Source organism: Dehalococcoidia bacterium (assembly GCA_003597995.1).
In the GTDB taxonomy this organism is placed as follows: Bacteria; Chloroflexota; Dehalococcoidia; order Dehalococcoidales; family UBA1222; genus SURF-27.
Genome location: QZJY01000010.1, coordinates 1 through 24637, shown reverse-complemented (window position 1 = coordinate 24637; position 24637 = coordinate 1). Strand labels below are relative to the sequence as shown.

Genomic DNA, 24637 nt, shown 5'->3' with positions numbered 1-24637 from the left:
TTCGATATTCGTATTTCGCATTTTCGGTTTTAGCGGTATAATAACAGGGTTATTCGTATTCGACTGATTCGCTCGCGAGAGATGAAATATTACCTCGGTATCGATGTGGGCTCGGTGTCCACCAAGCTGGCTGTCCTGGATGACGGCTGGCAACTGGCGGCGCATGTCTGCGTACCCACCCACGGAGAACCTGTCGCTGCGGTCAAACTTGGACTTAAGCAAATCCAGGGACAATTGCCGGCCGGCATTTCCATTGAGCGGGTGGCCGTCACGGGCAGCGCGAGGGAGCTTGTGGGCAAAATGGTAGGCGCTGACATCGTCAAGAACGAGGTCACTGCTCAAGCCGCCTCCACCCTGCACTATTTTCCGCAGGCTCGCACCGTCATCGAAATCGGCGGGCAGGACAGCAAGATAATTTTATTGAGAGACGGACTGGTAGCTGACTTCGGCATGAACACCGTGTGCGCCGCTGGCACTGGCAGCTTCCTGGACCACCAGGCGCAAAGACTGGGCTTGAGTCTTAGCGAGTTTGGAGAGATGGCCTGCGGTAGCGTCTCTCCCTCGAAACTGGCGGGCAGGTGCACCGTCTTTGCCGAATCGGAGATGATACACCGGCAGCAGAGCGGCGGCAGGCTGGAAGACATTGTCTTTGGGTTATGTCAAACGCTCGTGCACAACTACCTCAACAGCGTGGCCGCCGGGAAAGAAATCCTGCCGCCCGTGGTATTCCAGGGAGGGCTGGCCTTCAACCACGGCATGGTGCGCGCCTTCGAAGATGAACTGAAAACCGAGATAATCATCCCCGAACACCCGGAGCTGATGGGGGCCGTCGGGGCAGCCATACTGGCCGGAAGGCAGACTGCCGGTAAACCCACCCGCTTCAAGGGATTCAACCTCTAGCTTTCTTGGTCCAAACATGCTATAAGGAGAACTATGAAAATCGCAGTTGACGCTATGGGGGGCGATTACGCCCCGGTTGAAATCGTAAAGGGAGTAATCAAAGCCGTCCATGAGTACAAAGGCCTGGAAATCATCCTCATCGGTAAACAGCCCTTGCTGCACGTTCTGGCGGGCCGGCAGCTCAAGAAACTGGGCATCAGCGTCGTGCATGCCGAGCAGAACATCGAATTCCACGAACATCCTATGGAAGCCTTGCGACAGAAGCCGGACTCGCCTATACCCATCGGCATCGGCATGCTAAAAGAGGGCAAGGCCGACGTCTTCATTTCAGCCGGTTCCACGGGCGCCGTTTTTGCCGCCTCGCTGGTGATGCTGGGGAAGATCGAAGGCGTTTCGCGGCCGGCCATCGCCAGCATCATCAACCTCAGCCATTCGCGTCTGCCGGCCCTGCTCCTGGACGCTGGCGCCAACGCCGACTGCCGTCCGCCGCACATGGTGCAGTTTGCCCAGCTGGGAAACCTCTACGCCAGCCGCCTCTTCGGCTTGGAATCGCCCCGCATAGGGCTGCTTTCCAACGGGACCGAGGATACCAAGGGCAACCGCCTGACGGTGGAAAGCCATCAGCTCCTCCGGCAATCCGGACTTAACTTTATCGGTAATATCGAGGGCAACGACCTGGTGAACGACGTGGCGGACGTCATCGTCACCGACGGGTTTACCGGCAACATCCTGCTCAAGGCGCTGGAGGGGCTGGGCGAGTCCATGGTCAGCCTCCATGGAACCGAAAAAACGCACACGACAGGCAATCCGCGCATCACAGGCAAGGCCCTCTCCGCAGCCGTAGGTTTGAGTTCATTCCTCAGAAACATGGACTACAGCGAGTTCGGCGGGGCATGTCTCTTAGGAGTCCGGGGTAATGTTATAATATGTCACGGGAGGAGCAAGGCCAAGGCCATCAAGAACGCCATCGGCATTGCCAACCGCACCGCCGAACGCGGAATAGCGCAGGCTCTCAGCGAGGTGAAATATGAACCCGGAGAATAAAAACCAGATTTATGACGTTATTATCGTAGGAGGAGGTCCGGCCGGGCTTTCCGCCGCCATTTACACCTCGCGCGACCGCCTGGACACCCTGCTCATCGAGAAGGGCATCACCGGCGGCATGATAAACGAGGCCACCCAGGTGGACAACTTTCCCGGCTTCCCCGAGGGCATCTCCGGCATGGACCTGACCTCCAGAATGTACCAGCAGGCGCAGAAATACGGCCTCAAGGACGTTAATGCCGAGGTAACCGGTATAGAGGCCAGGGATAAGCATAGCTTTGTTGTCAAAACCTCTGACGGGAAATATACCGCAAAGGCCGTCATCATCGCCGGTGGCTCCGATAAACAGAAGATGGACGCCCCAGGTGAGAAAGAATATGTCGGGCGCGGCGTCTCCTACTGCGCCACCTGCGACGCCCCGTTCTATAGCAACAAGGTGGTGGCCGTGGTGGGCGGCGGCAACTCCGCTCTATATGAAGCCATGCACCTGGCCAAATTCGCCGCAAAGGTGTATATCATCCACCGCCGCGACCAGTTGCGCGCCACCGCTGTAGTGCAGGAGCGCGCCAGGGCCGAGCCGAAGATTGAGTTTATCCTGAGCAGCGTGGTGGAGGCAGTGCTAGGCGGGGACTTCGTAGAGAAGCTGAAGCTCAAGAACGTGGCGACCGGTAAAACATCCGAGCTTAAACTGGATGGCGTCTTCGTAGCCATCGGGCTCAAGCCCAGCACGGGCTACCTCAAGGGGTTGCTGAGTCTCGATGAGTACGGCATGATAGTGGTGAACGACAGGATGGAAACCAGCGTGCCGGGCATCTTCGCCGCCGGAGACATACGCCATAACTCCATACGCCAGACCGTCGCCGCCGCCGGTGACGGGGCCATCGCCGCCCTGAGTGCCAAGAGGTGGGTGGACGAGGGGTAGCAAACAACCCCTCATTCTGAGTCCGCCTCTGGCGGAAAGAATCTGGCACGACTGGCAGCCTCTTACAGATTTATCTTTCCTTGGAACCCCGTAATTGTAGGGGCGAGTCATGACTCGCCCTCGCGCATTCTTCTCTCCCTTGAGGGGAGAGATAAGAGTGAGGGTGAAAGCATGGAGGATACCCCTCACCTTAAGTCCTCTCCCCCAAGGGGCGAGGAAAATGATATAACCCTCACCCTGGGATTATCACATCCCCCCGATGGAACTCGTGCTGAGCGAAGCGAATGTATCGGGACTCCTCAGAACGACAACACAAAGCAAGGACAAACGAATCCTCATCCGACTTTGAATAATAGCCCGAAAGAATCTCTTTTCTTGTTTAACTCCAACCCCTTATCTAGTATAATAGGGGTCTGAAAATCCCCCTGAGGTGAGTTGAGCATGAAAGTCATCTTTTTTAAAGACGTCCCCAACGTAGCCAAAGCCGGCGAGATGAAAGAGGTCAACGACGGTTACGCGCGCAACTTCCTCATCCCCAAGAAGCTGGCGGCGCTGGCCCACTCCGACGTCCAGCAGCACTTCGAAGCCGAACGCCGCGCCAGCGCGCGCCGCCAAGCGCAGGCCGAAGCCGATATGGACGCGCTGGCCAAAAAGATAGAGGGCAAGACCGTCACCCTCAAGGGCAAAGTGGGAGCCAAGGACCAGCTCTACGGCTCCATCACCAATAGCGACGTGGCAGACGGGCTTTCAAAGCTGCTGGGCACCGAGATTGACAAACGCAAGGTGGAACTGGCCGAGCCCATCCGCCATACAGGCACATTTGAGGCCGTCGTGCGCCTCAGCGGCGAGCTGACGCCCAAAATAAAGGTAAAGGTCACCGGCGAGGAGCCATAAAGTGGCTAACGACAGGCTGCCGCCTCACGATATAGACGCCGAAGAAGCCGTCAACGGCTCGCTTTTAATCGACGGCAAGAGCGTTTATCAGGTGGCCGTGCTGCTGCGCCCGGAGGACTTCAATTCCGAGGCCAACCGCTGGATTTACCAGGCGGCGCTTTCGCTGTATCACCGCGACGAGGCCATCGACCAGATAACCATAGCCCAGGAACTCGAGCGGCTGGGGCAGCTCGACAAGGTGGGTGGGGCGGCCTACCTGAACCACCTCATCTCCATCGTGCCGACCTCGCTCGATATCGAGCACTACGCCCAGATAGTTTACCGCCTGTCCATCATGCGCCAGCTTATCTCCGCCGCCGACAGAATATCGGTGATGGGCTATGACGCCGACCCTGACATCGCCTCTACGCTCAACAGGGCCGAGGACGTGCTCTTCCGGCTGCGCACCGAGCGCGGGCAGCTGGACTTCGTGCCTATAAAGAACATCCTAGACAAGTATTTCGAGGTACCCCCTCCGCCCGAAGCGGGCGTGCTGCAGCGCCTGCCGCACATCTACTCCGGATTTCGCGGGCTGGACGAGCTGCTGGGCGGGCTGCAGCGTTCCGACCTCATCATACTGGCCGGGCGCCCCAGCATGGGCAAGACTTCGCTCGCCTTGAACATCGCGCGCAACGCGGCACTGGAGCAGGGGGCTTGCGTGGCCCTCTTTAGCCTGGAGATGTCGCGCGAGTCGCTGGTGCAACGCCTGCTCGCCAGCGAAGCCGAGGTCAACTCCAAGCATATGCGGCTGGGGCTGAATACGGAGGAAGAGGAACGCGCCATCATGGAGGCGCAGGGCAAGCTGTCAACCGCCGCCATTTATATCGACGATTCGCCCATGCTGCGGGTGGTGGAAATGCGCAGCAAAGCGCGCCGCCTGCATTATGAGCGCCCGCTCGACCTCATCATACTGGACTACCTGCAGCTCCTGCAGAGCGAAGGCCGCATGGAAAACCGCGTGCAGGAGCTTTCCAACATCACCCGCGCCCTCAAGGCGCTGTCCAGGGAACTCAATGTGCCGCTCATCGCTGTTTCTCAGCTATCGCGCGCCGTGGAAGGCCGCACCTCGCACCTGCCGCAGCTATCCGACCTGCGCGAATCGGGCTCCATCGAACAGGATGCCGATATCGTGATATTCATCTACCGCGATGAAGTGTACTACAAGACCGAAGACGAATGGGCGCGCGACCACGCCGACCAGGAGTACCCGCGAGAGATGGCCGACATCATCGTAGCCAAGCATAGGAACGGGCCTATCGGCCAGGTGAAGGTGCGCTTCAAGAACTCCCTCACCAAGTTCGAGAACCTCTCCAACGCGGAGCCGCAGCTGCTATGAAATCCTTCGGCGGCTTTCCGGCCAACATGCAGTTCACCCCCATCCCAAACCTCTTTATGAACATGCTCATGCCGGGGATGGACAACCCCGAGCTTAAGACCATGCTGTATATCTTCCAGACGATATACGGCAAGAAAGGGACGCCGCGCTTCGCCACGCTCAGCGAACTCCTGTCCAACCCCTCTCTCACCGCCAGTTTACAGCACGAGGGGAAGAGCGGAGAAGAAAATATTAAGACGGCGCTGGAGTCGGCCGTCAAGCGAGGGGCTATTATATCGCTCGCGGTCACCCTCGACGGCAAACAGGAGAGCCTTTATTTCCTCAACACGGCCAGCGACCGCGAGGCGGTTGAGCGTATTAAAAGCGGCGAACTGAAGCTGCCGAAGATGGAGGCTGTCAGGCCCGCCGTCACGCCCACCGAGCAGAAGGACGTCTTCAGCCTCTACGAAGAGAACATCGGCATGTTGACGCCCATGATAGCCGAGGAAATCAAGGACGCGCTGACCCAGTACCCTGAAGAGTGGATACGGGACGCAGTCCGCGAAGCGGTGGATGCCAACAAACGCAACTGGCGCTATATTGCGCGCATACTGGAGCGCTGGACGACCGAAGGTAAGAAAGATGGAACGCATCGGCGAGATAATCAAAAAGAAGACCCCGACAAATACATCCGCGGCCCCTACGGCCACCTCATCCAGCGCTAAGACGGGGTCAAAGGCGGGAAAGGGCGATATCTGCCCTCTGTGCAGAGGGGCCGGCTTCGTGCATCCTTTGCTGCCAGACGGCGCGACGGACTACCGCAACGCCGTCCCGTGCAAATGCGGTAAAAAGGCCGAGGAAGGCAAGCGCCGCCTGCGGCTGGAGGAGTACTCCAACCTGGGAGCGCTCAGAAACCTCACCTTCGACAAGCTGTCGCCGCAGGGCAGAAACGGCGCCAGCGCCAGCCAGCAGCGCTTCAGCGCGGCATACGATGCCGCCAGGAAATTCGCCGCCGAACCGGCCGGATGGCTCGTTTTCATCGGCCCTACCGGCAGCGGCAAGACACATCTGACGGCCGCCATCGCCAACGAGCGCATCGGGCGCGACGCACCCGTCTTTTTCATCACCACCGCCGACCTGCTGGACCACCTGCGCGCCGCCTTCAACCCCGAGAGCGAGACGACCTACGACCGCCTCTTCGACCAGGTACGCAACACGCCGCTTTTAATCCTCGACGACCTGGGAATGCAGTTCGGTACGCCCTGGGCGCAGGAGAAGCTCGACCAGCTTTTGAACCACCGTTTCAGCCATGAACTTCCCACCGTTATCACGACCGAGAAACCCCTGGCCGAGATGGACGAAAGGCTGCGCAGCCGCCTGAGTGACGCAAAGTTATGTCAAATCTTCTCATTAGAAGAGGATACAGGAGAAGCGGACTATAACTGGGGGCCGGGGCTTGAGTTGCAAAAGAGCATGACCTTCGCCAGCTTTGATTATAAACGCGTCAACCTGCCGCAGGAGCAACAGGACAACCTCGAGAGGGCCTACCGCCTGGCGCTCGAATTCGCCAAGTCACCGGAGGGATGGCTCGTTTTCCAGGGGGCCACCGGCTGCGGCAAGACGCACCTGGCGGCGGCCATTGTCAACTTCCGCTACCAGGCCAGAAAACCGGCCATGTTTGTGGTGGTGCCGGAGTTTCTGGACCACCTGCGCTCCACCTTCTCACCCGAAAGCAAGGTGACCTACGACCAGATGTTCGAGCGCGTCAAGACCACGCCGCTGCTGGTGCTGGACGACTTCGGTGAGCAGAGTACGACACAATGGGCGCAGGAAAAACTGTACCAGGTAATAAACTACCGCTACAACGCGCAGCTTCCCACCGTGATAACCACCAGCCGGGCTCTGGAGGAACTGGAAGGCCGCATAAGCTCGCGCCTGGCCGACCACAAGATGAGCACGCCGTTTGCCATCATGGCGCCCGACTACCGCACGGATATACGCGCCAACGGACCGGTGAAAAGACCGTATGTGAAGAGGGGACGGGGGACGAGGGGGGAATAAGCCACAGGCAGAGGCAATAATAATATCTCTCCCTTGACGGGAGAGGCTGTTTTATTTTCCCCCTTTGGAAAAGGGGGATTCTCATAGAATCCAAACTCACAAATCCCTCTTAATCTCCCCTTACGAAGGGGAGAGACGGGTTGGGGAAGAGGTCAACTCAATTATGTTACTCCTCACTCAGGCTACATAGCACAGAACGGAAGTATATCCCTTATCTACACAACCACAGACAGCGTTACCACGCCGAGGTCGGGGCCGCCGACTTCCTGCGATATAGCCTGAGAAGTCATCTTGTTAACCATTTCACGCATCCGGTTCATATATTCTTCCGAAAGACCGGTGGCGGGGATGATGCTGATATCCTGCTCCGGCTCCCCTTCCTTATAACACACGCCGATTCGAAAAACGCTATGCTCGTAAGCATAGAAAGTGAGCTTTATGCGCGGGACACCGGCGGCGCCTTTTTCAAAACATTCGAGGCGAATGTTGCTAAGAGGATAATTGTCTTCGGCCTTGCTGCTTTCTCCCATATATATCGACAGTTTCATATTCGGCTGCGCATCCACTGCTGTCGTAACGGTCACGCTGCGGCGCGCCGGCAGATGGCTGCCTTTAGGGATGACGGCTATAAAATCCCCGCTGCGAGAGGCAAAACCCAGCGACCATTTAGAATTGACTGTCATAAGGAAAACTGTAAAGGATTAAGCCCGATGTGTCAATATCCGAAGGTGATTACTTCTGCTTGCCCATCCTGGCTATAAATTGCGCCGGAGTGAGGATGCTGATTCCTGCTTTTTTGATAACGTCGCGGTTCTCGAAAAAATGATTATCCCCCGTGACAAAGTAGTCTGCCCGCGATGAAATTACCGCCGCCAGGATAGCCGCATCGCCCGCTTCCAAGAGACTGGCCCAAGTCTTGATTTCCGCCGCCGATGGGTCGGGAACTATTTCGGGCGGTGAATTTACAAGCATGGCCTTCAAGACAGGTATTACCACCGGGAGTTTTTCCTTGACGGTGCGCACCAGTTCCTCAAGCACCTGCTGCGATATAACCGCCTTTATTTCGCCTTTAACAAATGCTTCGATAATAACACCGGGCGCTCCACCGTGCGAATAAAGCCCGGAAAAGATAACGTTGGTATCGAGGAAAACGCGTGTTTCAGGCGCGAGTGCCATAGCGCTCCCGTGCTATTTGCTGCCTTACGCGTCTCCCTGCTTGCTGCAAGTCTTCTTCGGAAACGCCGGATGCCTTGAATGCCCGCTGGATTTCCCGCAGGGAGGTTAGAGCCGCCAGCTTCCTCGGCCTGGCTATCAGAGCGGAACCTTCGATTGAAAATTCGAGGACATCGCCCGGGGCAATCCCCAGCCGGTCGCACAGCTCCGAGGGCAGCGTAACCTGTCGCTTGGGACGGATTACCACGTCTGACGCTCGCTTGGTCATAAACACCTCCCGTAAGATGTAGGATTTCCTACTTCTTACGGCATATTATCTTACAAGGGGAGCGGTTTGTCAACCAGGTCGTGGCTCTCCCATTAAACTCAATTCCTGCTCCAATATTGCGTAAAACCTGTCTCTCGCCTGGCGTTCGAACCAGGGCACATGCCCGCATTTTTCCAGCAGGATAAACCTGAAGTCCTTAAGAACGCCGGAGAGGGGAATCCTGACGCCGCCTTCGGGGTGGGGGTCGTAGTCGCCATGTATAGCCACCACAGGGCATTTGATGTCCTTGCCCAGCGCCAGCAGGGCTCCGCTGCGCCTTAGTGCCGCAGCCTGCGGCCAGACGGCTGAAAAGATGTCCCAGCGGCATTCGGCTTCGCTCGTGTGTGGTAACGGGTCGAAAGAGTCGACTCGGCCGAACAATTCGCCGACCCTCGCCATTAAAGCATCTTTATCGCCTTTATAGGCTAGGTTATCCAGCTCGGATTTGAGTGTCTGCATCTCTTCACGTTCACCGGAGTTCAACCGTTCGAAACGCGTGCGGTCGGTGTCAAAAGCATACTCCTGGGTGAAAGGGCCGCTGCTTACCAGAATCAATTTTGACACCAGCGAGGGATACCTCTCTGCCAGCATGAAGCTGAGCCAGGCTCCCCACGAGTAGCCGACCAGTATGACAGGGAGAGCGCCGTTCTCCATGAGCGCCTGCCTGAGTTCCTCTACTTCTCCGTCAATAGTAAGGGCGGTCTGTATTGGTTCCAGGACGCCTCTCGTCTCAGCCAGTTCTCTGGCCACCGGCGCCATTTCGCAGGGAGCGCCCGGCCCGCCGTGTATAAGAGCTATCTTGAATGGAGAATTGCCATATTTGTGCAGATTCATCATGATTTATTGTATCATTTGAGTCCAGAAGAGTTGGGACTTAATTCGGTGCCAAGGCATTTGACTAGCTGTGCGCGAGGCTTTAGCATATAGAGTTAATAAAGATATGCCGAAATCCATACGCTTTTTAAAGCCTCTGGTCTTATTATCGCTGGCGGGTTTATCCATCCTGGCCTCCTGCAGCCCGCCTATCCCTACCGGATACAAGACTTACTCCCTGCCCGATAAGGGCATCGCGCACCTGTCGTTCGAGTACCCGGCAGCTTTCTACGTCAGACTGGTACAGCTTCTCGATGACACCGGCTTCGAGAGGATGGATATCGACGGCCCATACTCCCGGCAGAACCGCGACCGGACTACCATGTGGGTGGCGGCCCAGAGATACCCCACCCCCACCACCGTGGGTGATATGATTCAGAATGCCATCAGCGCGGCCAGCGGGCTTTCCGGCTACAGGCAAATCGAGCGGTCCACCACCAACGTCAACGGGATGCCCGCCGAACAGCACACCTATTTTTTTTACTCCACGCGCTCCGACTATGAGATCAAAGTATTGGGGCTCAAGCCTTCCCCCATGGTAACCCGCGAGGTGTTTTTTACCTACAACGGCCTGCAGTGGACAGTCGGCGTGAGCGCCGATGAACGAACGGTAGACGCCGATACGCCCGGATTCGAGCACTTGCTGCAGACCCTTACCATGCTCCCATAAACAAGACATCGCGAGGATGCAGGAGCAAAACGGCTCAGATAATCCGAGGAGGATGACACGCTTTTTAAAATGGCAAAATGGCTCCTGCTTTAAAGTAAATTTTAGTCCATTTTGAGGAAAGGCTGAATATTGAGCGATTTAGAGATAGAAATTCACTGCCCTGATTGCGATGCAGCCATGAATGTGATGCTCAGCCAGATAGCGAGGGAGGAATCGGTAACCTGCCCCGCCTGCAAGAAAGTCATCCACATGAAACCCGACCCCAAACCGAGCCCCGAAGAGACAAAAAAGCTCAGCCAGTCTTTCGAGAGCATCAATCAGGCAATGCGTAAACTAAAAGAAAAGCCCTGAAATATAAACCCAAATCTGTGTTGTCAGAGGTCTGCGTAGCTCGCTCCGGCGGTATCAATGTGGAAATAGAATCTCGCCGAGCCCGAAAACGAGGACGTTAAACCCGAGGACCGTCGCAATCATAACGAAAATGGCCCGCTCCTTGCTCATGATGATGGCTACCAAACCCGTGATAAAGGCAGCCACACCGCAAAGGGCGGACGCCAGCATAGGAAGAGCCAGCGCCATGTTGCTGAAAAATGTGTCGCCGCCGCGCGCCCCTGAGGCGGCGATAATCAAAAACAGGACCAGAAAGAAAAAGAAGGCTACGATGAGGCCGACCGCCCAGCGGCCGAGAAGCGTGCGGGGTATAAATATATCTTTCATATCTTGGCCCCGTTTTGAGTATAATCGCATTCGAATGCTCTGTCTAGTACCAAACTGTAGATTGCTGCCGCTCAGACCATCTTACGCCATGCTGCGGCCTCGAACTTGCCATCCGCCCTGCTTTTAGCCTAGAATATAGCAACTCAATATCAGCGAGAGACCTGTGCTTATCAACACTCCGGTGCTGGTGCTCAATCAGAGCTACGAACCCCTGAACATCTGCCAGGCACGCCGAGCGGTAGCCCTCGTGCTTGAAGGCAAAGCGGAGATGCTGGAGGATGGCCTGGGATACTTCCACAGCTCACGCGCGGCCTACCCCATTCCCTCGGTAATAAAGCTGGACTACATGGTGCGCCGCCCGCGCTCGGAAAGAAAGCTGACGCGTGTGGGGGTGTTTCACCGCGACGGATTCATCTGCCAGTACTGCGGGCGGGAAACGACGCTGACCATAGACCACGTCATACCGCGCTTCCAGGGTGGGCGCCACACATGGGAAAACGTGGTAGCCGCCTGCATACCGTGCAACAGGCACAAGGCGGGGCGCACGCCGGAGCAGGCCAATATGAGGTTGAAACAGGTCCCGGTAAAGCCACGGGAATCAAATGCCTTTTATATACCCCACCGCTACGTGGGCAACATCCCCAGGTGGCAGAAATACCTGCTGCATTACGTCACCAGCTAAAGAACACCCGGGTTCGCCTCATCTGATAGTTCAGTCGATTTTTCTTCTGCCATTGGAGCCTCGACTTCGGAGGCTTTTTCTCCATTCGGATTGGCTGGTTGAGAGGATGCCTCCGGTTCCACCTGCGAAGCGGCTTCAGGTATCTCCACAGGCCTGACCTCCGTTGAAGTTGTCTGTTGAGCTGCGGGCCTCGCGGGCTGAGGACGGGGCTCGAAGGGTATCAGCTTTACCTTGGCCGCCGGTACTTCCAATCTTACGCCGGTCTCATACTCTACCAGGATGTTCTCTTCCAGGGTATTGTGACCCACCACCACGGCAGGGCCGGCTTCTGTCATAACGCGCTGGCCTTCGCGCGGCATCTTTTCCTTGATGGCGCGGTACTGTTCGCATTCATAGCCCAGGCAGCACAGCAGACGCCCGCAAACTCCCGAGATTTTCATGGGGTTGAGGGGCAGGTCCTGCACCTTGGCCATTTTGATGGAGACCGGGGAAAACTCGTCCAGAAAAGTGGCGCAGCAGTGCTCACGCCCGCAGCGCCCGAAACCGCCCAGCAGCTTGGTCTCGTCGCGCGGCCCGACCTGGCGCAGCTCCACGCGCACCTTGAGGTTATGGCTGAGCTCACGCACCAGCTCGCGAAAATCGACCCGTCCCTCTGCGCTGAAAAAAATGGTGAGGTGTGAGGCATCGAGGTTATACTCAGCCGAGATAAGCTTCATGGGCAGCCCGAGTTTAGCCACCAGACGCACTGTCTCGTCGAGGGCTTCTTTCTCTTTGCCGCACAGGCGGCTGGCTCTCTCGATATCCTCGGGAGTCGCGAGTCGTACCACCGGCTTGAGTGGCCCGGCCAGTTCCCCCGCGGCCTCGGTGGTGGTAAAGACCACCGCGCGTCCCAGCCCCAGGCCGCTCGAAGTTTCTACCACCACGTTATCGCCCAGCTTGAGCTCCATGCCGGCCGGATCGAAATGGTATACCCGGCCGCTTTTGCGGAAGCGCACTCCAACGATTTCTGCCATATTATCTCCCTAAGGTTTGACAAATTTTTTATGAGCCGCGGGCATATCCAGTATGAGCACCTCCAGCACCAGGCGCGGGCTGGCGTTCTGCCTGAGTTGTTTGCGGGCCAGGCCGATGGCACCGATAGCGGCGCGTAGCTGACTTATGTTAAATCCATCGGCCAGCGTTTGCAAGCGGCCCGCGTAGTCCAGATTGGTAATAGACTCCGGGAGGCCCGCTTTGACCAGCAGGATGTCGCGCCACAAAGACATCCATTCTTGCAGCGTTTCCTGCACCTCGTCGCGTTTCTGGCTGAACCTGGCCGACAGCTCGCCGGCATATTCGAAGCGGGTTTCAAAGTTTCCCAAGGTGACATCGATAAGACGCTCGATGCGTTCCGCCCGGCGTTCAAGCAGGCTTTCGTCGGCTATTGCCGCCATAGCCCAACCGGGCCGCCCCCGGCACAGACGGCCGAGCAGCCGCGCCTTTTCAGCGGCTGCGCCCTGTTTCAGCAACTCTCCTTCGATTTTTCCAGCCGCCACGGGCTTGAGGTCGAGCCTCTGGCAGCGCGATATGACCGTTTCCGGCAGCCGCGCCGGTTCACTGGTAAGCAATATGAAAAGCACCTTTGGCTGCGGCTCTTCGAGCGTCTTGAGTAAACAGTTGGCCGCTTCCGATGATAACAGCTCGGCTTCGCCGATTATAAAAACGCGGTACCCGCCCTCGAAGGGAGGCAGATTGGCCCAGTGCTGGATGTCTTCGCGTACCTGCTTGATGCTTATCTCGGTGCGCGAACGCGCCTCATCGTCAGAGGAAGCCGCACCCAGGGCAACCACCTGGACGTCAGGATGGGAGAGAGAGGCAATCCTCTGACACTGTGAACAGACGCCGCAGGGGGCTTCGGGAGAAGAGCAGTTAAGCGCCTGGGCCAGCGTGAGAGCCAGAGTCATCTTACCCATGCGCGGCGGCCCGCTGATGAGATAGGCGTGTCCCAGTTTGCCTTTCTCCAGACTGCGTTTGAGCCGGGCCACCGCTGTTTCGTGTCCTACCACCGGCCACATGAGATAGCCTCCAATCCTACAGCAGGTCGCAGTGGGTGAGGTCCTGGAATGTCTCGCGCCTGCGGATGAGGCGGTCGCGGCCGCCAGCCAGCATAACTATAGGCGCCTTGAGAGAGGCGTTGTAGTTACTGGCCATGGGGATGCAGTATGCACCGCAAACGGGTATGGCAATAATGTCGCCGGAAGCCACCGGCGGCAGCTTGATGTCGCGTACCAGTATATCCCCCGATTCGCAGAAACGCCCCGCGATGGTCACCGCCGCCATATCTTTTTCATTCATCCGGCCCGCCAGCACGGCTTCATAGCGGGAGCTGTAGAGCGCCGGGCGAATGTTGTCGGCCATGCCCCCGTCCACCGCTACGTAGCGCAGCGGCCCGGCCACGTCCTTGATATTGCCGGCCCGGTATAGGGCCACGCCGGCCTGCGCCACGATAGAGCGCCCCGGCTCGATGACCAGCCCCGGCAGCGTCAGCTTGAGCTCCTGGCACTTCGCAGTTATGCGGGAGGTGATATTATCGGCGTAGTAGGAGATTTCCGGCGCCTGGTCATCCAGGGTATAGGCCACTCCGTATCCCCCGCCGATATTGAGCTCCTCGAGCTCGAAGCCATATTTTCTTTTCATATCGGCGGCCAGCTCCAGCACCAGGTCGATGGACTCGAGGTACGGGTAGACATCGGTGATAAGCGAGCCTATGTGGAAGTGCAGCCCCACCAGGTTGACCGAGGGGGCCGCCAACGCCCGCGAGATGGCTTCCTCGGCCATATACATGGGAAAGCCGAACTTGCTGCCCGCTCCGCCGGTGACGATATGGCTGTGGGTATGAGCCTCGATGCCTGGTGTGATGCGCAGCAGTATATCGGGGATGTGACCGCTCTCCTCGGCGAGGGCAGTGAGCATGGCCAGTTCGTCCAGACTGTCCACCACGATGCGCCCGATATGGCGCTTGAGGGCGACTTTAAGTTCTTCAACGGACTTGTTGTTGCCATGGAAATAGACCATATCCATGGGGAATCCGGCAGAATCGGCTATGAAAAGCTCGCCGCCCGATACGACGTCGATGCCCAGCCCTTCCTCTTTGAGCAGATTGGCTAGGGCGCCGGAGAGGTAAGCCTTGCTGGCATAGAGCACGGTGGTGTCGGCATAGCGTTTGCCGAACTCGTTTTTAAAATCACGGCAACGCTTGCGCAGGGTGGCTTCGTCGAAAAGATAGAGCGGTGTGCCGTATCTGGCAGCCAGTTCCGTGGTATCGCACCCGCCGATGACGAGGTGTCCGGCCTTGTTGACCTCTGATGTGATGGGGAAAAGCGTAATTCTGCTGTTCATGCTTTCTTATGATAGCAAGCAGGACGATTTCACGTCAATGCGATGAGAGACATAATACCAGCCGGAACCTACAGGTATACCTGTAGCATAAGGGCGTTTTATTTTATTCGTTTTCTTGAGTCCTTTGGAAATGCGATAAATTTACATTGCAATGGATGTTTGTATTTGCTTTTAGCTAGTTATCTTAACCTTCTCCACCACGTTGAGAAGGGCAAAGTACCTACAAACCAAATTCCGAAGCCAGCCAGAGAAATCTTTAGCCAGCCATATTTTGCAATTAACTGCATCACTTTTATTGAATGATGAAAAGCAGTGGGTATTCCACCAGATAAACCATCATAAAGAAGCGCATTGGCCCCACCAAAACCCATGGCAAACAGTACTTTCACTGACCCATCCAACAGACCACCCCAAAGAGCTCCAAGAAGCGCCAACCCAGCAATACCGCCTAGGAATATAAATCTGGTTGCGCTATAGCGTTTGAATGGAGCTAGTAATACTCCGAATAGACCACCAACAATTAGGGCTGTGGCAATCACAACAGCGACGCCTCGCACATAATCGCTGAAATCACCGAATGACCAGACAGCATTCCACCAGAGTTTGAAGATGCTCTGATTTGAGCGATTCTGCAATACTGGCAGAAAACCTACCCAAAGAATAAATGCACCGATGAGACCAACAGCCAGAATATACAAGCGTAAAAAGAAGTCTCTGACACTTCGTTTGAAGGAGTAGGATAGCGCTATCTTTTTCTTGGATTTATATTGAGGTTTCAGTTTTGGAGGTTTGGCGAATTCCTTGTGGCAACTAAGGCATTTATTGCCGTCAAAGTAAGTTTCATGACCGCAATTGGGGCAGAAGGCATTCCGATAAGCGGATTCCCGAACAGGTTGGCTTGTTGGTCGTGGTTGTTCGCTTTTAGTTTCTTGTTTTGGTTTGGATTCCGACTGCGGCTGAACAGGATTTTCTCTTTTGATGTTTTCTGGATTATTATTTATATCAGCCTGCTTTGGTTTTGGATGAAGTTCTTGGTGGGTGTAAGTTCTACCACATTTTTTGCATTTCCACAGTAAAACTAGCTTATCAAAATACAGGTTGGATTTATCTTGTGGGCAAACCTCTTCTGACAATTCCAAATCTGCTCTCTTTTCAACCTGTGTTGGCTTCACAAAAGCGAACGTTTTTCGGCAACTATTGCTTGGGCATTTCCATTTTTCGGAAGCTAAATCGTACCTGAGAAACGGTTTAGCCTCACATTCTGGGGATGGACAACTTAACGAATTTTGCTTGCAACGCCAGCAATTCACCGCCTTTGGGCTTGGATTCAAAGCTCCACATTGAGGATTGCGGCATCTAGTCAAAATTCCATACTCTGCCGCTTGGTCTATCATATCCATCATACGCCAATGCCACTTTGCGTCGCTTAACCTTTCGTCTCTTTCAGGTTGGGACAATTCTTCAATATTCATGCAGCTTGAAGTGAGTTTATCTTGAGGACAAAGGAAAGGTTGTGTGTAGAACTTTCGGCAGAAGGAGCATTGAGTGCTAGAAAATAGCTCTAGCTTTTTACGCAATTTTTCAGGAATAGCAACATCATGAAATCTTTTTATATCGCTTGGAACAGCAGGGTTGAATTGGCATCCGCAATGCGTGCAACGCCAGTAAGGAAAATTGGTCTGGATAACATCGTAAGCCCAACAATCTGGGCATTCGGCAGGGCTCTTATCGTATTCAGCTCTTGAATTGGGGTTGCTAATGACTTGGTACGCTTGGTTAATCTTTTTAAAAAGTTCGTGAGCTTTCGCATCTGGATTTTTGTCTGGATGGTATTGGTTTGCTAGCTTGCGATATGAGGCGGTAATCTCTTGTGGAGTTGCCTGGCGGCTTACCTCAAGTATTTTATAATACTGAAACGCCCTTATATTTTCTACCACCAAATTGTTTTATCCATTTGGTACAGAGTAGCCGTAATTATAGTATGCGAAATCTCAATACACAATAGGTCAATGCGGTTTTGCCGATTGAGAAACCTAATTGGCAAATAAGCACTTCTACCCTATAACATTAGCCCGAATCATCTCCTAAATCTGGCTTTTGTTTTACGCGCCAGCCGTGGGACAGAACCTCAATAAAATCCCTGCCTGATTTTATGTAATAAATTTTTAACTATTTATCGAGCCGTTTTATGACTTCTTCATGTCCGGTGCTTACAATTAAGCAAACTGGAGAAAGGGGAGGCCCGATAAATGCTATGGCAGATGGAAAGAAACCCGGAATCAAAGTGACCAAAAACGGCCCTTATATTGTGTCCGGCGCAGTGCCGCTGTCAAAGCAGATTATTGTAAGCGATGCGAAGGGAGACCCTCTGGAATGGCGCACCAGCCAACAATATCCCGCTCAGGAAATCTATGCCCTCTGCCGCTGCGGGCGCTCCAAAAACAAGCCCTTCTGCGACGGGACTCACACCCGGGTGAATTTCGACGGCACGGAAACGGCCAACAACACCCCTTATCTCAAAAAAGCCGGGAGGATAGAGGGCCCCGAGCTCTCGCTCACCGATTGCGAAGAGCTGTGCGTGGGAGCGGGTTTCTGCGACAGGGACGCGGGAACCTGGAGTCTGGTGGAAAACTCCCAAAACCCCGAGGCTAAAAAAATCGCCATAGAAGAGGGGCAAGATTGCCCCTCAGGCCGCCTGGTGGTCTGGAACAAGCAAGGCCAGCCGCAGGAACCGGAGTATGAACCCTCCATCGGGCTTATGGAGGACCCGGAAACCGGCGTGGTCGGCCCCATACTGGTGCGCGGCGGTATCCCCATCGAATCCGCAGGCGGCATGGTCTATGAAAAACGCAACCGCGTTACGCTATGCCGCTGCGGGCGTTCCAAGAACAAGCCTTTTTGCGACGGCAGCCACGCAGATTAATTGATTCCGAGTGAAAGTTATTGGTCTATAAGGAGGTAAAATGAAAAAGCTGGCCAAACTCGTTTCTATAATTTCGGTTTTGGTGTTAGTTTTGCTCATTCCGCTGGGTTGCACAACCGGGCCATCCGGTATCCCGGGGCTAGGCATTAAAAGCGGGGCCATTGTTGATGGCCACCTTATATTGACCTTGACGAACGACCAGACCGTCGATGCTGGATCGGTAATTGGACAACAAGGTCCTCAGGGTGTTCCTGGACCGACTGGAGCGACGGGTCAAAGGGGTGCAACAGGCCCCGCTGGGCCGCAAGGCTCCGCTGGACCACAAGGCGCGCAAGGTCAAACGGGTGCCCAGGGAACCCAGGGCTCTCAGGGTTCTGTGGGCCCGGCAGGTGTCAGCGTTACCGGAGCAACAATGGTCAGTGGGCATTTAGTACTCACTCTTTCTTCCGGTCAACAAATTGATGCTGGAGCTATAACTGGCGCTCAAGGGCCTCAGGGTGAGCCAGGTCCGGCTGGAGCGCCAGGTCCTCAAGGCTTACAAGGCCCACAAGGAGCTCCAGGACCGACGGGCGTCAGCATTACAGGCGCATCTATAAATGGCAGCGGGCATCTGATTCTTACACTTTCGTCCGGACCCGATATTGATGCAGGACTGGCAACAGGACCCCAGGGCCCCATCGGGCCAACAGGGGCGACAGGTGCCACGGGAGCTACAGGCCCCACTGGCGCAACGGGCGCGACCGGGGCAACCGGTCCGCGCGGCATCATGGACTATTCTGATTTTTATGCTTTGATGCCCCCTGATAACTCAGCGACTATTGCAGTTGGCGCTCCTGTACTATTTCCTCGACCTGGAGCTACGAATAACGTAATTATCCGTGATGTTGGGGCTCCTGATTCTTCATTTGTGTTGCCTGTCATCGGTGTTTATCAGGTCATGTTTCAAGTGAGTGTGGCCGAAGCGGGACAACTGGTTTTAGGTCTCGATTCGGGAAGTGGAGTTGTTGAACAAGCATATTCGGCAGTTGGTCGCGCAACTGGTACCTCTCAGATTGTAGGAATGTGTCTTGTGACTACTACAGCCGTCAATTCCAAACTCTCTGTTCGTAATCCTTCAGGCAATATCGCTGCGTTAACCATTACACCGAACGCGGGAGGAACGCTTGCTGTTACAGCGCATCTTATTATCATGCGCATCCAATAAACTATGTGCATGTGCTAAAAAATATAGGGAGGTGTCTTTAGTTTAGACGTAACGTTTATGTAAGCGATACGGATAGCATTACCCGCTCTGTAGATTCTAAGACGGGAGTCCAACCCGGGACTCCCGTCTTTATATTCCAAGTTGGTGATTTTATCCACTGTCAATTCTGATGCTATAATAATCCAACAATCCAAATATAGGGAGTGAGTCATGTCGGAAACACTGGGGAAAATGGAAAAACCGGAGGCCAGCCAGTTCAAAAACGGGCGCAAGCTTTTCTTCGTGCCGCTCGTCTTCAAGCCCATGGAGGAAGACGCCGCCCTTTCCGAGCTGACGGCTAAGTATTGGGGTGAGGTGGAAAGCCATCTGGCCAACCTGGAATCCAAGCTCTCCGATATTAAGAAGATATACCACGAGTTGCTGCCGGGTGAAGATGGCGTTAAGCAACTGGAAAATCTGAGCATCGGCAGTCACCGCATCGTTGAGGCTCTAATGGGCAAAGGCGCAACTTTAACGGAGGTCGAGGACAGCGATATCCTGGGGGAATTTATGGAGTGGGGACGCTGCCTGTCACTCGACCTGAGGAGCCCGGTTGTCTTCGCGAAAGTTTTTGAAGCCTACCAGGAAGCCCAGCGCAAGCGCAACGAGCACATCGCCAGGCGTATCGACGAAACGTTGCAGGCGGATGAGAGCGCCGTCCTTTTCATGCGCGAAGGCCACCACGTGCAGTTCCCCGCCGACATACAGGTATTCTACGTGGCCCCGCCCAGCCTGGACGCCATCCAGCGCGCCCTGCGCGAGCGCCAGGAAAAAACCTACCGTGAAGAAGCCAGCCGTGCTCGTAATGAGGCGGAGAAAACGGGGGGCAAACCGCAAACTGAGGACGATAACCCTGAAGAGGGAAAGGCTTAGGCGCTTCCCTCATTTTTAACTATCCCTGCTTTGGGGAAACTGCACCCTACCTCTGGTACAAACCCATCAATTCAGCCTCGGCCAGAACATGTCCCCTGGTGGCGTCCTGCACGTGATGACGACCAACATTGGAAGACAGCATAAGAGGCTGGTCGAGCGCATAGAGTTTAAAATGATAGTGATGCGGCTTGCCGGGCGGAGGGGCGGGACCCATATATCCGGCAGCGCCGCTGTCGTTCTTCCCCTGAATAGCCCCGCTTTCCAGCCGTTCACGGCGGGGCATTCCTTCGGAAAGTCCCTTGCTTTCAGCGGGCAGGTTGAAGATGACCCAGTGGGTGAAGCCGCCGGGACGGGAGGCGTCGGGGTCGTGGACGATGAGTGCCAGGCTGGAGGTTTTGGCAGGCGCGCCGCTCCAAGCGAGCGCGGGCGAAACATCCTGGCTGTCGGCGGTGTAGCGGGCGGGGATGCGCTCCCCTTCCTTAAAGGCAGGGCTGGAAATAACAAGCGACATATCCAACCTCCTTGTGAGAGAGTTTAGATGCGGTTGATAATCTCCTTCAGGCTGCTGATTTTTTCCGAGGCGGGGATCTCTTCGAAATAGCCGCCGCGGTCAAGCAGGAGTGCCTGCATGCCGGCGCCTCTAGCGCCCTGCACGTCCACCACCCACTGGTCACCGACGTATAGCGCCTCGCCGGGCGCCACTCCCATGCGCTCCGCTCCCAGTCTGAATATGTCGGCGTGCGGTTTGCTCACGCCAGCCTCCTGTGAGGTCAGGCGTACTTTTAATAGAGACAGTACACCCAGCTTTTCCAGCAGAGGGGAAATATCCCTGTCCGCATTGGAGATGAGCCCGAGCGACAGTTTCCGGGCGGCGAGGGCAGCGAGCGCGGGCAACACGTCGTCGAACAATACCAGTTCGTATTTTGCCTTCTTCATGTCAGCCAGTATGTTTTTTATCAGTTCAGGGGTTGGAGCGATGCCGGCTTCCTTGAGGACTACCGTCTGATAGCTCACCCAGAGCGCCATGGTTTCTTCTTCGTTACGTTCTTTGAGTGGTATTTTGGACGTCTCACGATAGAAGAATTCGTCAGCGGAGACCAGTGGCCGCCTGAGTGATTTGGCGGATACCTTGACACCTATGCGCCCCAGGGTGCCCGCCACGGCTTCTTCCCTGGGAGGTTCATAACCCATCAGTGTGTGGTAAAGGTCGAAAAATACAGCTTTAATCATCGTTTTTCAATCCGGATTATGCCATGCAACCTTCCCATTTTAGCCAAAAAGCATGCCTCTGTAAAGAAAAAGGAACTTTTGTCACGTGGCTCAACAAAACTTATTTCTAAAGCTTCATAAGTATTGACAGAAGCTCATACCTGATATAGAATACAGCAAATGCAATCGTGATTCGGATGGCGCACTAAAATGCGCCAGGGTTTTGGTGTGCCAGCTAAAAGACAGGAGTGAAACATGGGTAATAATACGAAAAAATCGAATGAAACCAGGACCACCGTGGGTGTGAAACAGAGCACCAAGGACAAGCTCGACCGCAACCGCGCGCCAGGGCAATGCTACGACGGCTTTATCTGCCAGTTGGTCGACCTGTGGGAACAGTCAAACGACACTAAAAAACGAGTCCGCTAGGAAACCCGGACCGGGGGTATACGTTCAAGAGACGGCAGTCACAAGCCGTCTCTTTTTTTGTTCAACTGATGGCGGGCAGTATCCATTGACCGCCATCCCCTCCTTTTGAACCAAAAAGCCTATTTAATATTATTACCGGCATCTTTTTTCTTCATCAAGCTGGTGCTATATTACTCCTAAATAAATAACTATTGAGGTCTTTTTGGATATTGACTTTCGAATTCGAGGGGTGTACCTTTAGCGTAAAGACCGAAGATGTGCTAGGGGGTGGTATCGTGATAAAGCATAAATTTACCTTTCTGTGCGCTTTGGTGCTGTTGCTTGGCTTAGGTATTATTGCAGCCGTGCCAGTTATGGGGGCAGCAAATACATACTATGTAGCCACTACCGGGCTCGACAGCAATATTGGCAGCGCAGGTTCACCCTGGCTAACTATCCAGCACGCTGTCGATACGGCGGCCGGGGGCGACACCATCAACGTAGCGGCAGGGACGTACACCGAGCAAATACTGATACAAAAATCTCTTACTATTATCGGCGCTGGAGAAGCGACAACATTTATACAGGCCCCCGCCGTAAGGACAGGTTCGGTCACCCAGGTCGCCTCGGACACGATCATTCACGATTATCTCGTCGCAGCATACGCCTCCAGCGGCACAATTGACGTTCGCATACAGGGCTTTACGCTCGACCTGAACGGAAAAAATAAAACAGCGGGCACCGGACAGATGGACGGGGTGTTCTTCCGCGACGTCAAAGACGCCGGAGGTACGATGGCCGGCCTCTTCTCTAGCACGATCCACAACTTTGCCGCTACGCCGGACTATGAAGGCTTTGGCGTGGTGGTGTACGGCGATTCTCTCCTGACACTAAATGATAATGACATCAGTGATTATACGCGGGATGGGATCGGCATCAATCGTCACAACGGTTCAGGGCTTGATCCAAATGTTACTATCAACGCCAACACCGTCACGGGCTCAGCCGCGCCGTTAAACGGCATCAGTATAGACACAGTCACTGCCGGCGCTGTGACAAACAATACCGTAACCGGGCATACGCGCTCTGCTCCGTGGGCAGGCGGGGGTATTGTCCTCTGGGGATGCACCGGGGTACCTGTCACCGGCAATAACGTCAACGGCAACTTCTACGGCATCGACCTTGAACCGGGTACCCATGATGTAACCATCTCCGGCAACGTACTGACCAACAACATCAAAAGAGCTATCAGCTTAAACGACGCCGATAATAATACAGTATCCGGCAACACGATCAACGGCCCCGCCGGTGGAACAGATGATGTCGGGATTGGTTTGGCCAACACTTCTACGGGCAATATGATCGGGGGCGCAACCCCGGCAAACGGGAATATCATCACGATGGCCACAACTGGTACAGCGAATCTCTATGCGATTTACATGCAGGCTGACGTGGCCGCAGGCAGTAACACTATCCGATATAACACCATCACCGGCGGACAGCGCGCGGTGCAGTTCGACGGCCCTCCTGGCATTACCGGCACCACCACCATATCGAACAACACCATTTCCGGGCAGGCGTTCGGCGGCATTACCGCTTATAATAACGGCAGTCTGATCATTACCAACAACACCTTGACCGACACGGTCAGGCCCATTGAGTTCTTTGGTTCAATTAATGTCAATATTGATGGGAACACCATTAATGGTGCAACCTATGACGGCATAAATGCAGGGAGTGCCTCCGGAACTGAGACAATTCAGAACAACAGGATTTACAATATTCCGTCTGCCAACGGTATCCGTGTACAGAATGGTAACAACAACGTAGTCATTCGGGGGAATGAAATATATAACTCCTACAATGGTATCCTGACAGATTCTAACGTTTCGGGCACTCAGATTACCCGTAACCACATACACGACAATACTTATGGCTCTGTCTACATCAACAGTGGTATCGGTACCATTGCCACAATAACGGGCAATACCATCGAAAACAATCCGCGAGGCGTTGAGGCTAATCCAGGTGGTGGGACCATTGTGGCTCACAACAATAACTTCGTCAACAATACCTATGGCGCGTTGTTCCTCTATTCCAGTGGTACGTTGCTCTTCGATTACAACTGGTGGGGCGACGCGTCGGGACCTAACGTTGATGGCTCCGGACCGGGGCTCGGAGCAACGATATTAACCAACGGCTTCACCGTGCTTACGTACGCACCCTGGCTCACTGGACCGGCAGGATCCACCGTAGTCATCTCGGGTGGTACCCCTTCCACCTACGGAAATTCGGTGACGTTCACTGCTACTGTTTCAGGCGGTTCACCTACGCCAACTGGAACAGTGCAATTTATGGATGGGCTTAGTCCTATGGGCTCGCCGGTTCTCCTCGGTGTTTCCGGTAGTAACGGGGTGGCTAGCTTAACTTTACCATGGCCTACCAATGGCTGGCTCTATGTCGGACTTCATTCCATAACGGCATTCTACTCCGGAGATATTAGTTTTGCTGCCAGCGATAATACTGGTTCGCCATTGTCCCATACAGTGACCGCAAGGCCTATCACGGTAACGGCTAATCCCCAAGTTAAAGTGGTTGGCGCTACCGATCCGGCGTTGACCTATGTTGTCACCTCCGGCTCCCTGGCCGGCTCCGACACTCTTAGCTTGACTCGCGTAGCCGGTGAAGCGGTGGGCTACTACCCGATTTTGGTGGGCCTCTTCAGCGAAAGCGGCAACTATAACTTAACCTACATCGGCAATAATCTGATTATTTATCAGCCTGTGATCACTGCGCCGCCGACAACGACGACTACGCCGCCGACAACGACGACTACGCCGCCGCCGACGACTACACCGGTAACCACGCCGACTACGCCGCCGACCACGACGGCGACTACGCCCCCTCCCAACAAGATTGTCTTCACCACCGGTGCCCAGGGAGGAATGGCTGGCAATGTTTCTGCCATGATGAGCATTCAGGTACAGAATGCCTCTGGCACTCCGT

At 55.0% G+C, this 24637-nt stretch carries 26 protein-coding genes; 14 read left to right on the top strand and 12 right to left on the bottom strand.

Annotated elements, in window-relative coordinates:
• The first annotated feature begins 81 nt into the window (after positions 1 to 81).
• The 7 genes from C4542_01470 (at position 82) to C4542_01440 (ending at position 7175) form a co-directional block, all read left to right on the top strand.
• Positions 82 to 900, top strand: a complete 819-nt coding sequence (locus C4542_01470) for a 2-hydroxyglutaryl-CoA dehydratase (GenBank protein RJO62927.1) — start codon at positions 82 to 84, stop codon at positions 898 to 900.
• 33 nt (positions 901 to 933) lie between these two features.
• Positions 934 to 1944: a phosphate acyltransferase PlsX gene (gene plsX / locus C4542_01465; GenBank protein RJO62926.1), complete on the top strand. Its 1011-nt coding sequence runs from the start codon at positions 934 to 936 to the stop codon at positions 1942 to 1944.
• A complete protein-coding gene (gene trxB / locus C4542_01460; protein RJO62925.1) occupies positions 1928 to 2866 on the top strand; it encodes a thioredoxin-disulfide reductase in 939 nt (312 codons plus the stop codon). The genes plsX and trxB overlap by 17 nt, the downstream gene beginning before the upstream one ends.
• Positions 2867 to 3307: 441 nt before the next feature.
• Positions 3308 to 3760: a 50S ribosomal protein L9 gene (locus C4542_01455; GenBank protein ID RJO62924.1), complete on the top strand. Its 453-nt coding sequence runs from the start codon at positions 3308 to 3310 to the stop codon at positions 3758 to 3760.
• 1 nt (position 3761) lies between these two features.
• Positions 3762 to 5135, top strand: a complete 1374-nt coding sequence (dnaB, locus tag C4542_01450; GenBank protein ID RJO62923.1) for a replicative DNA helicase — start codon at positions 3762 to 3764, stop codon at positions 5133 to 5135.
• Complete coding sequence (locus tag C4542_01445) at positions 5132 to 5839, top strand: DnaD domain protein (protein ID RJO62922.1); 708 nt, start codon at positions 5132 to 5134, stop codon at positions 5837 to 5839. The genes dnaB and C4542_01445 overlap by 4 nt, the downstream gene beginning before the upstream one ends.
• A complete protein-coding gene (locus C4542_01440; GenBank protein RJO62921.1) occupies positions 5757 to 7175 on the top strand; it encodes an AAA family ATPase in 1419 nt (472 codons plus the stop codon). The genes C4542_01445 and C4542_01440 overlap by 83 nt, the downstream gene beginning before the upstream one ends.
• 215 nt (positions 7176 to 7390) lie before the next feature.
• Here C4542_01440 and C4542_01435 read toward each other — a convergent pair whose 3' ends face one another.
• From C4542_01435 to C4542_01420, 4 genes are all read right to left on the bottom strand, one after another.
• Positions 7391 to 7858 carry a hypothetical protein gene (locus C4542_01435; protein ID RJO62920.1) on the bottom strand — a complete coding sequence of 156 codons (468 nt, stop codon included), beginning with the start codon at positions 7856 to 7858 and terminating at the stop codon, positions 7391 to 7393.
• 49 nt (positions 7859 to 7907) lie between these two features.
• Complete coding sequence (locus C4542_01430) at positions 7908 to 8351, bottom strand: putative toxin-antitoxin system toxin component, PIN family (protein RJO62919.1); 444 nt, start codon at positions 8349 to 8351, stop codon at positions 7908 to 7910.
• Complete coding sequence (locus tag C4542_01425; protein RJO62918.1) at positions 8335 to 8616, bottom strand: AbrB/MazE/SpoVT family DNA-binding domain-containing protein; 282 nt, start codon at positions 8614 to 8616, stop codon at positions 8335 to 8337. The genes C4542_01430 and C4542_01425 overlap by 17 nt, the downstream gene beginning before the upstream one ends.
• Before the next feature lie 69 nt (positions 8617 to 8685).
• Positions 8686 to 9492, bottom strand: a complete 807-nt coding sequence (locus C4542_01420; GenBank protein RJO62917.1) for an alpha/beta hydrolase — start codon at positions 9490 to 9492, stop codon at positions 8686 to 8688.
• A gap of 103 nt (positions 9493 to 9595) precedes the next feature.
• Here C4542_01420 and C4542_01415 point away from each other — a divergent pair, with 103 nt between their 5' ends.
• A complete protein-coding gene (locus C4542_01415; GenBank protein RJO62916.1) occupies positions 9596 to 10198 on the top strand; it encodes a hypothetical protein in 603 nt (200 codons plus the stop codon).
• A gap of 129 nt (positions 10199 to 10327) precedes the next feature.
• The gene (locus tag C4542_01410; protein ID RJO62915.1) at positions 10328 to 10549 is read left to right on the top strand and encodes a hypothetical protein; all 222 of its coding nucleotides are present in this window, start codon (positions 10328 to 10330) and stop codon (positions 10547 to 10549) included.
• A 54-nt stretch (positions 10550 to 10603) separates the two neighbouring features.
• On the opposite strand, the gene C4542_01405 is transcribed toward C4542_01410, so the two are convergent.
• The gene (locus C4542_01405; GenBank protein RJO62914.1) at positions 10604 to 10915 is read right to left on the bottom strand and encodes a hypothetical protein; all 312 of its coding nucleotides are present in this window, start codon (positions 10913 to 10915) and stop codon (positions 10604 to 10606) included.
• A 163-nt stretch (positions 10916 to 11078) separates the two neighbouring features.
• Between C4542_01405 and C4542_01400 the strand changes: the two genes are divergently transcribed.
• On the top strand, positions 11079 to 11597 hold the full coding sequence (locus C4542_01400) for an HNH endonuclease (GenBank protein RJO62913.1): 519 nt from the start codon (positions 11079 to 11081) through the stop codon (positions 11595 to 11597).
• On the opposite strand, the gene C4542_01395 is transcribed toward C4542_01400, so the two are convergent.
• The 4 genes from C4542_01395 to C4542_01380 form a co-directional block, all read right to left on the bottom strand.
• Positions 11594 to 12610 carry a stage 0 sporulation family protein gene (locus tag C4542_01395; GenBank protein RJO62912.1) on the bottom strand — a complete coding sequence of 339 codons (1017 nt, stop codon included), beginning with the start codon at positions 12608 to 12610 and terminating at the stop codon, positions 11594 to 11596. The genes C4542_01400 and C4542_01395 overlap by 4 nt on opposite strands.
• Before the next feature lie 9 nt (positions 12611 to 12619).
• Positions 12620 to 13651, bottom strand: coding sequence for an AAA family ATPase (locus tag C4542_01390; GenBank protein ID RJO62911.1), 1032 nt, complete (start codon positions 13649 to 13651; stop codon positions 12620 to 12622).
• A gap of 16 nt (positions 13652 to 13667) precedes the next feature.
• Complete coding sequence (gene lysA, locus C4542_01385) at positions 13668 to 14975, bottom strand: diaminopimelate decarboxylase (GenBank protein ID RJO62910.1); 1308 nt, start codon at positions 14973 to 14975, stop codon at positions 13668 to 13670.
• Between the two features lie 179 nt (positions 14976 to 15154).
• A complete protein-coding gene (locus tag C4542_01380) occupies positions 15155 to 16900 on the bottom strand; it encodes a hypothetical protein (protein RJO62935.1) in 1746 nt (581 codons plus the stop codon).
• A gap of 329 nt (positions 16901 to 17229) precedes the next feature.
• Between C4542_01380 and C4542_01375 the strand changes: the two genes are divergently transcribed.
• Together C4542_01375 and C4542_01370 are read left to right on the top strand one after the other, a co-directional pair.
• Positions 17230 to 17898 carry an iron-binding protein gene (locus tag C4542_01375; protein RJO62909.1) on the top strand — a complete coding sequence of 223 codons (669 nt, stop codon included), beginning with the start codon at positions 17230 to 17232 and terminating at the stop codon, positions 17896 to 17898.
• Positions 17899 to 18122: 224 nt separating this feature from the next.
• Positions 18123 to 18329, top strand: coding sequence for a hypothetical protein (locus C4542_01370; protein ID RJO62908.1), 207 nt, complete (start codon positions 18123 to 18125; stop codon positions 18327 to 18329).
• 97 nt (positions 18330 to 18426) lie between these two features.
• Here the strand turns inward: C4542_01370 and C4542_01365 are convergent, their stop codons facing one another.
• On the bottom strand, positions 18427 to 18666 hold the full coding sequence (locus C4542_01365; protein RJO62907.1) for a hypothetical protein: 240 nt from the start codon (positions 18664 to 18666) through the stop codon (positions 18427 to 18429).
• Between the two features lie 646 nt (positions 18667 to 19312).
• Between C4542_01365 and C4542_01360 the strand changes: the two genes are divergently transcribed.
• Positions 19313 to 20014: a hypothetical protein gene (locus tag C4542_01360; GenBank protein RJO62906.1), complete on the top strand. Its 702-nt coding sequence runs from the start codon at positions 19313 to 19315 to the stop codon at positions 20012 to 20014.
• 46 nt (positions 20015 to 20060) lie between these two features.
• On the opposite strand, the gene C4542_01355 is transcribed toward C4542_01360, so the two are convergent.
• Both C4542_01355 and C4542_01350 read right to left on the bottom strand, forming a co-directional pair.
• Positions 20061 to 20525: a YbhB/YbcL family Raf kinase inhibitor-like protein gene (locus tag C4542_01355; GenBank protein RJO62905.1), complete on the bottom strand. Its 465-nt coding sequence runs from the start codon at positions 20523 to 20525 to the stop codon at positions 20061 to 20063.
• 23 nt (positions 20526 to 20548) lie between these two features.
• Positions 20549 to 21244 carry an HAD family hydrolase gene (locus C4542_01350; GenBank protein ID RJO62904.1) on the bottom strand — a complete coding sequence of 232 codons (696 nt, stop codon included), beginning with the start codon at positions 21242 to 21244 and terminating at the stop codon, positions 20549 to 20551.
• Between the two features lie 683 nt (positions 21245 to 21927).
• Between C4542_01350 and C4542_01345 the strand changes: the two genes are divergently transcribed.
• Positions 21928 to 24637: DUF1565 domain-containing protein (locus C4542_01345; GenBank protein ID RJO62903.1), on the top strand; the 2710-nt coding region annotated here is incomplete at its 3' end.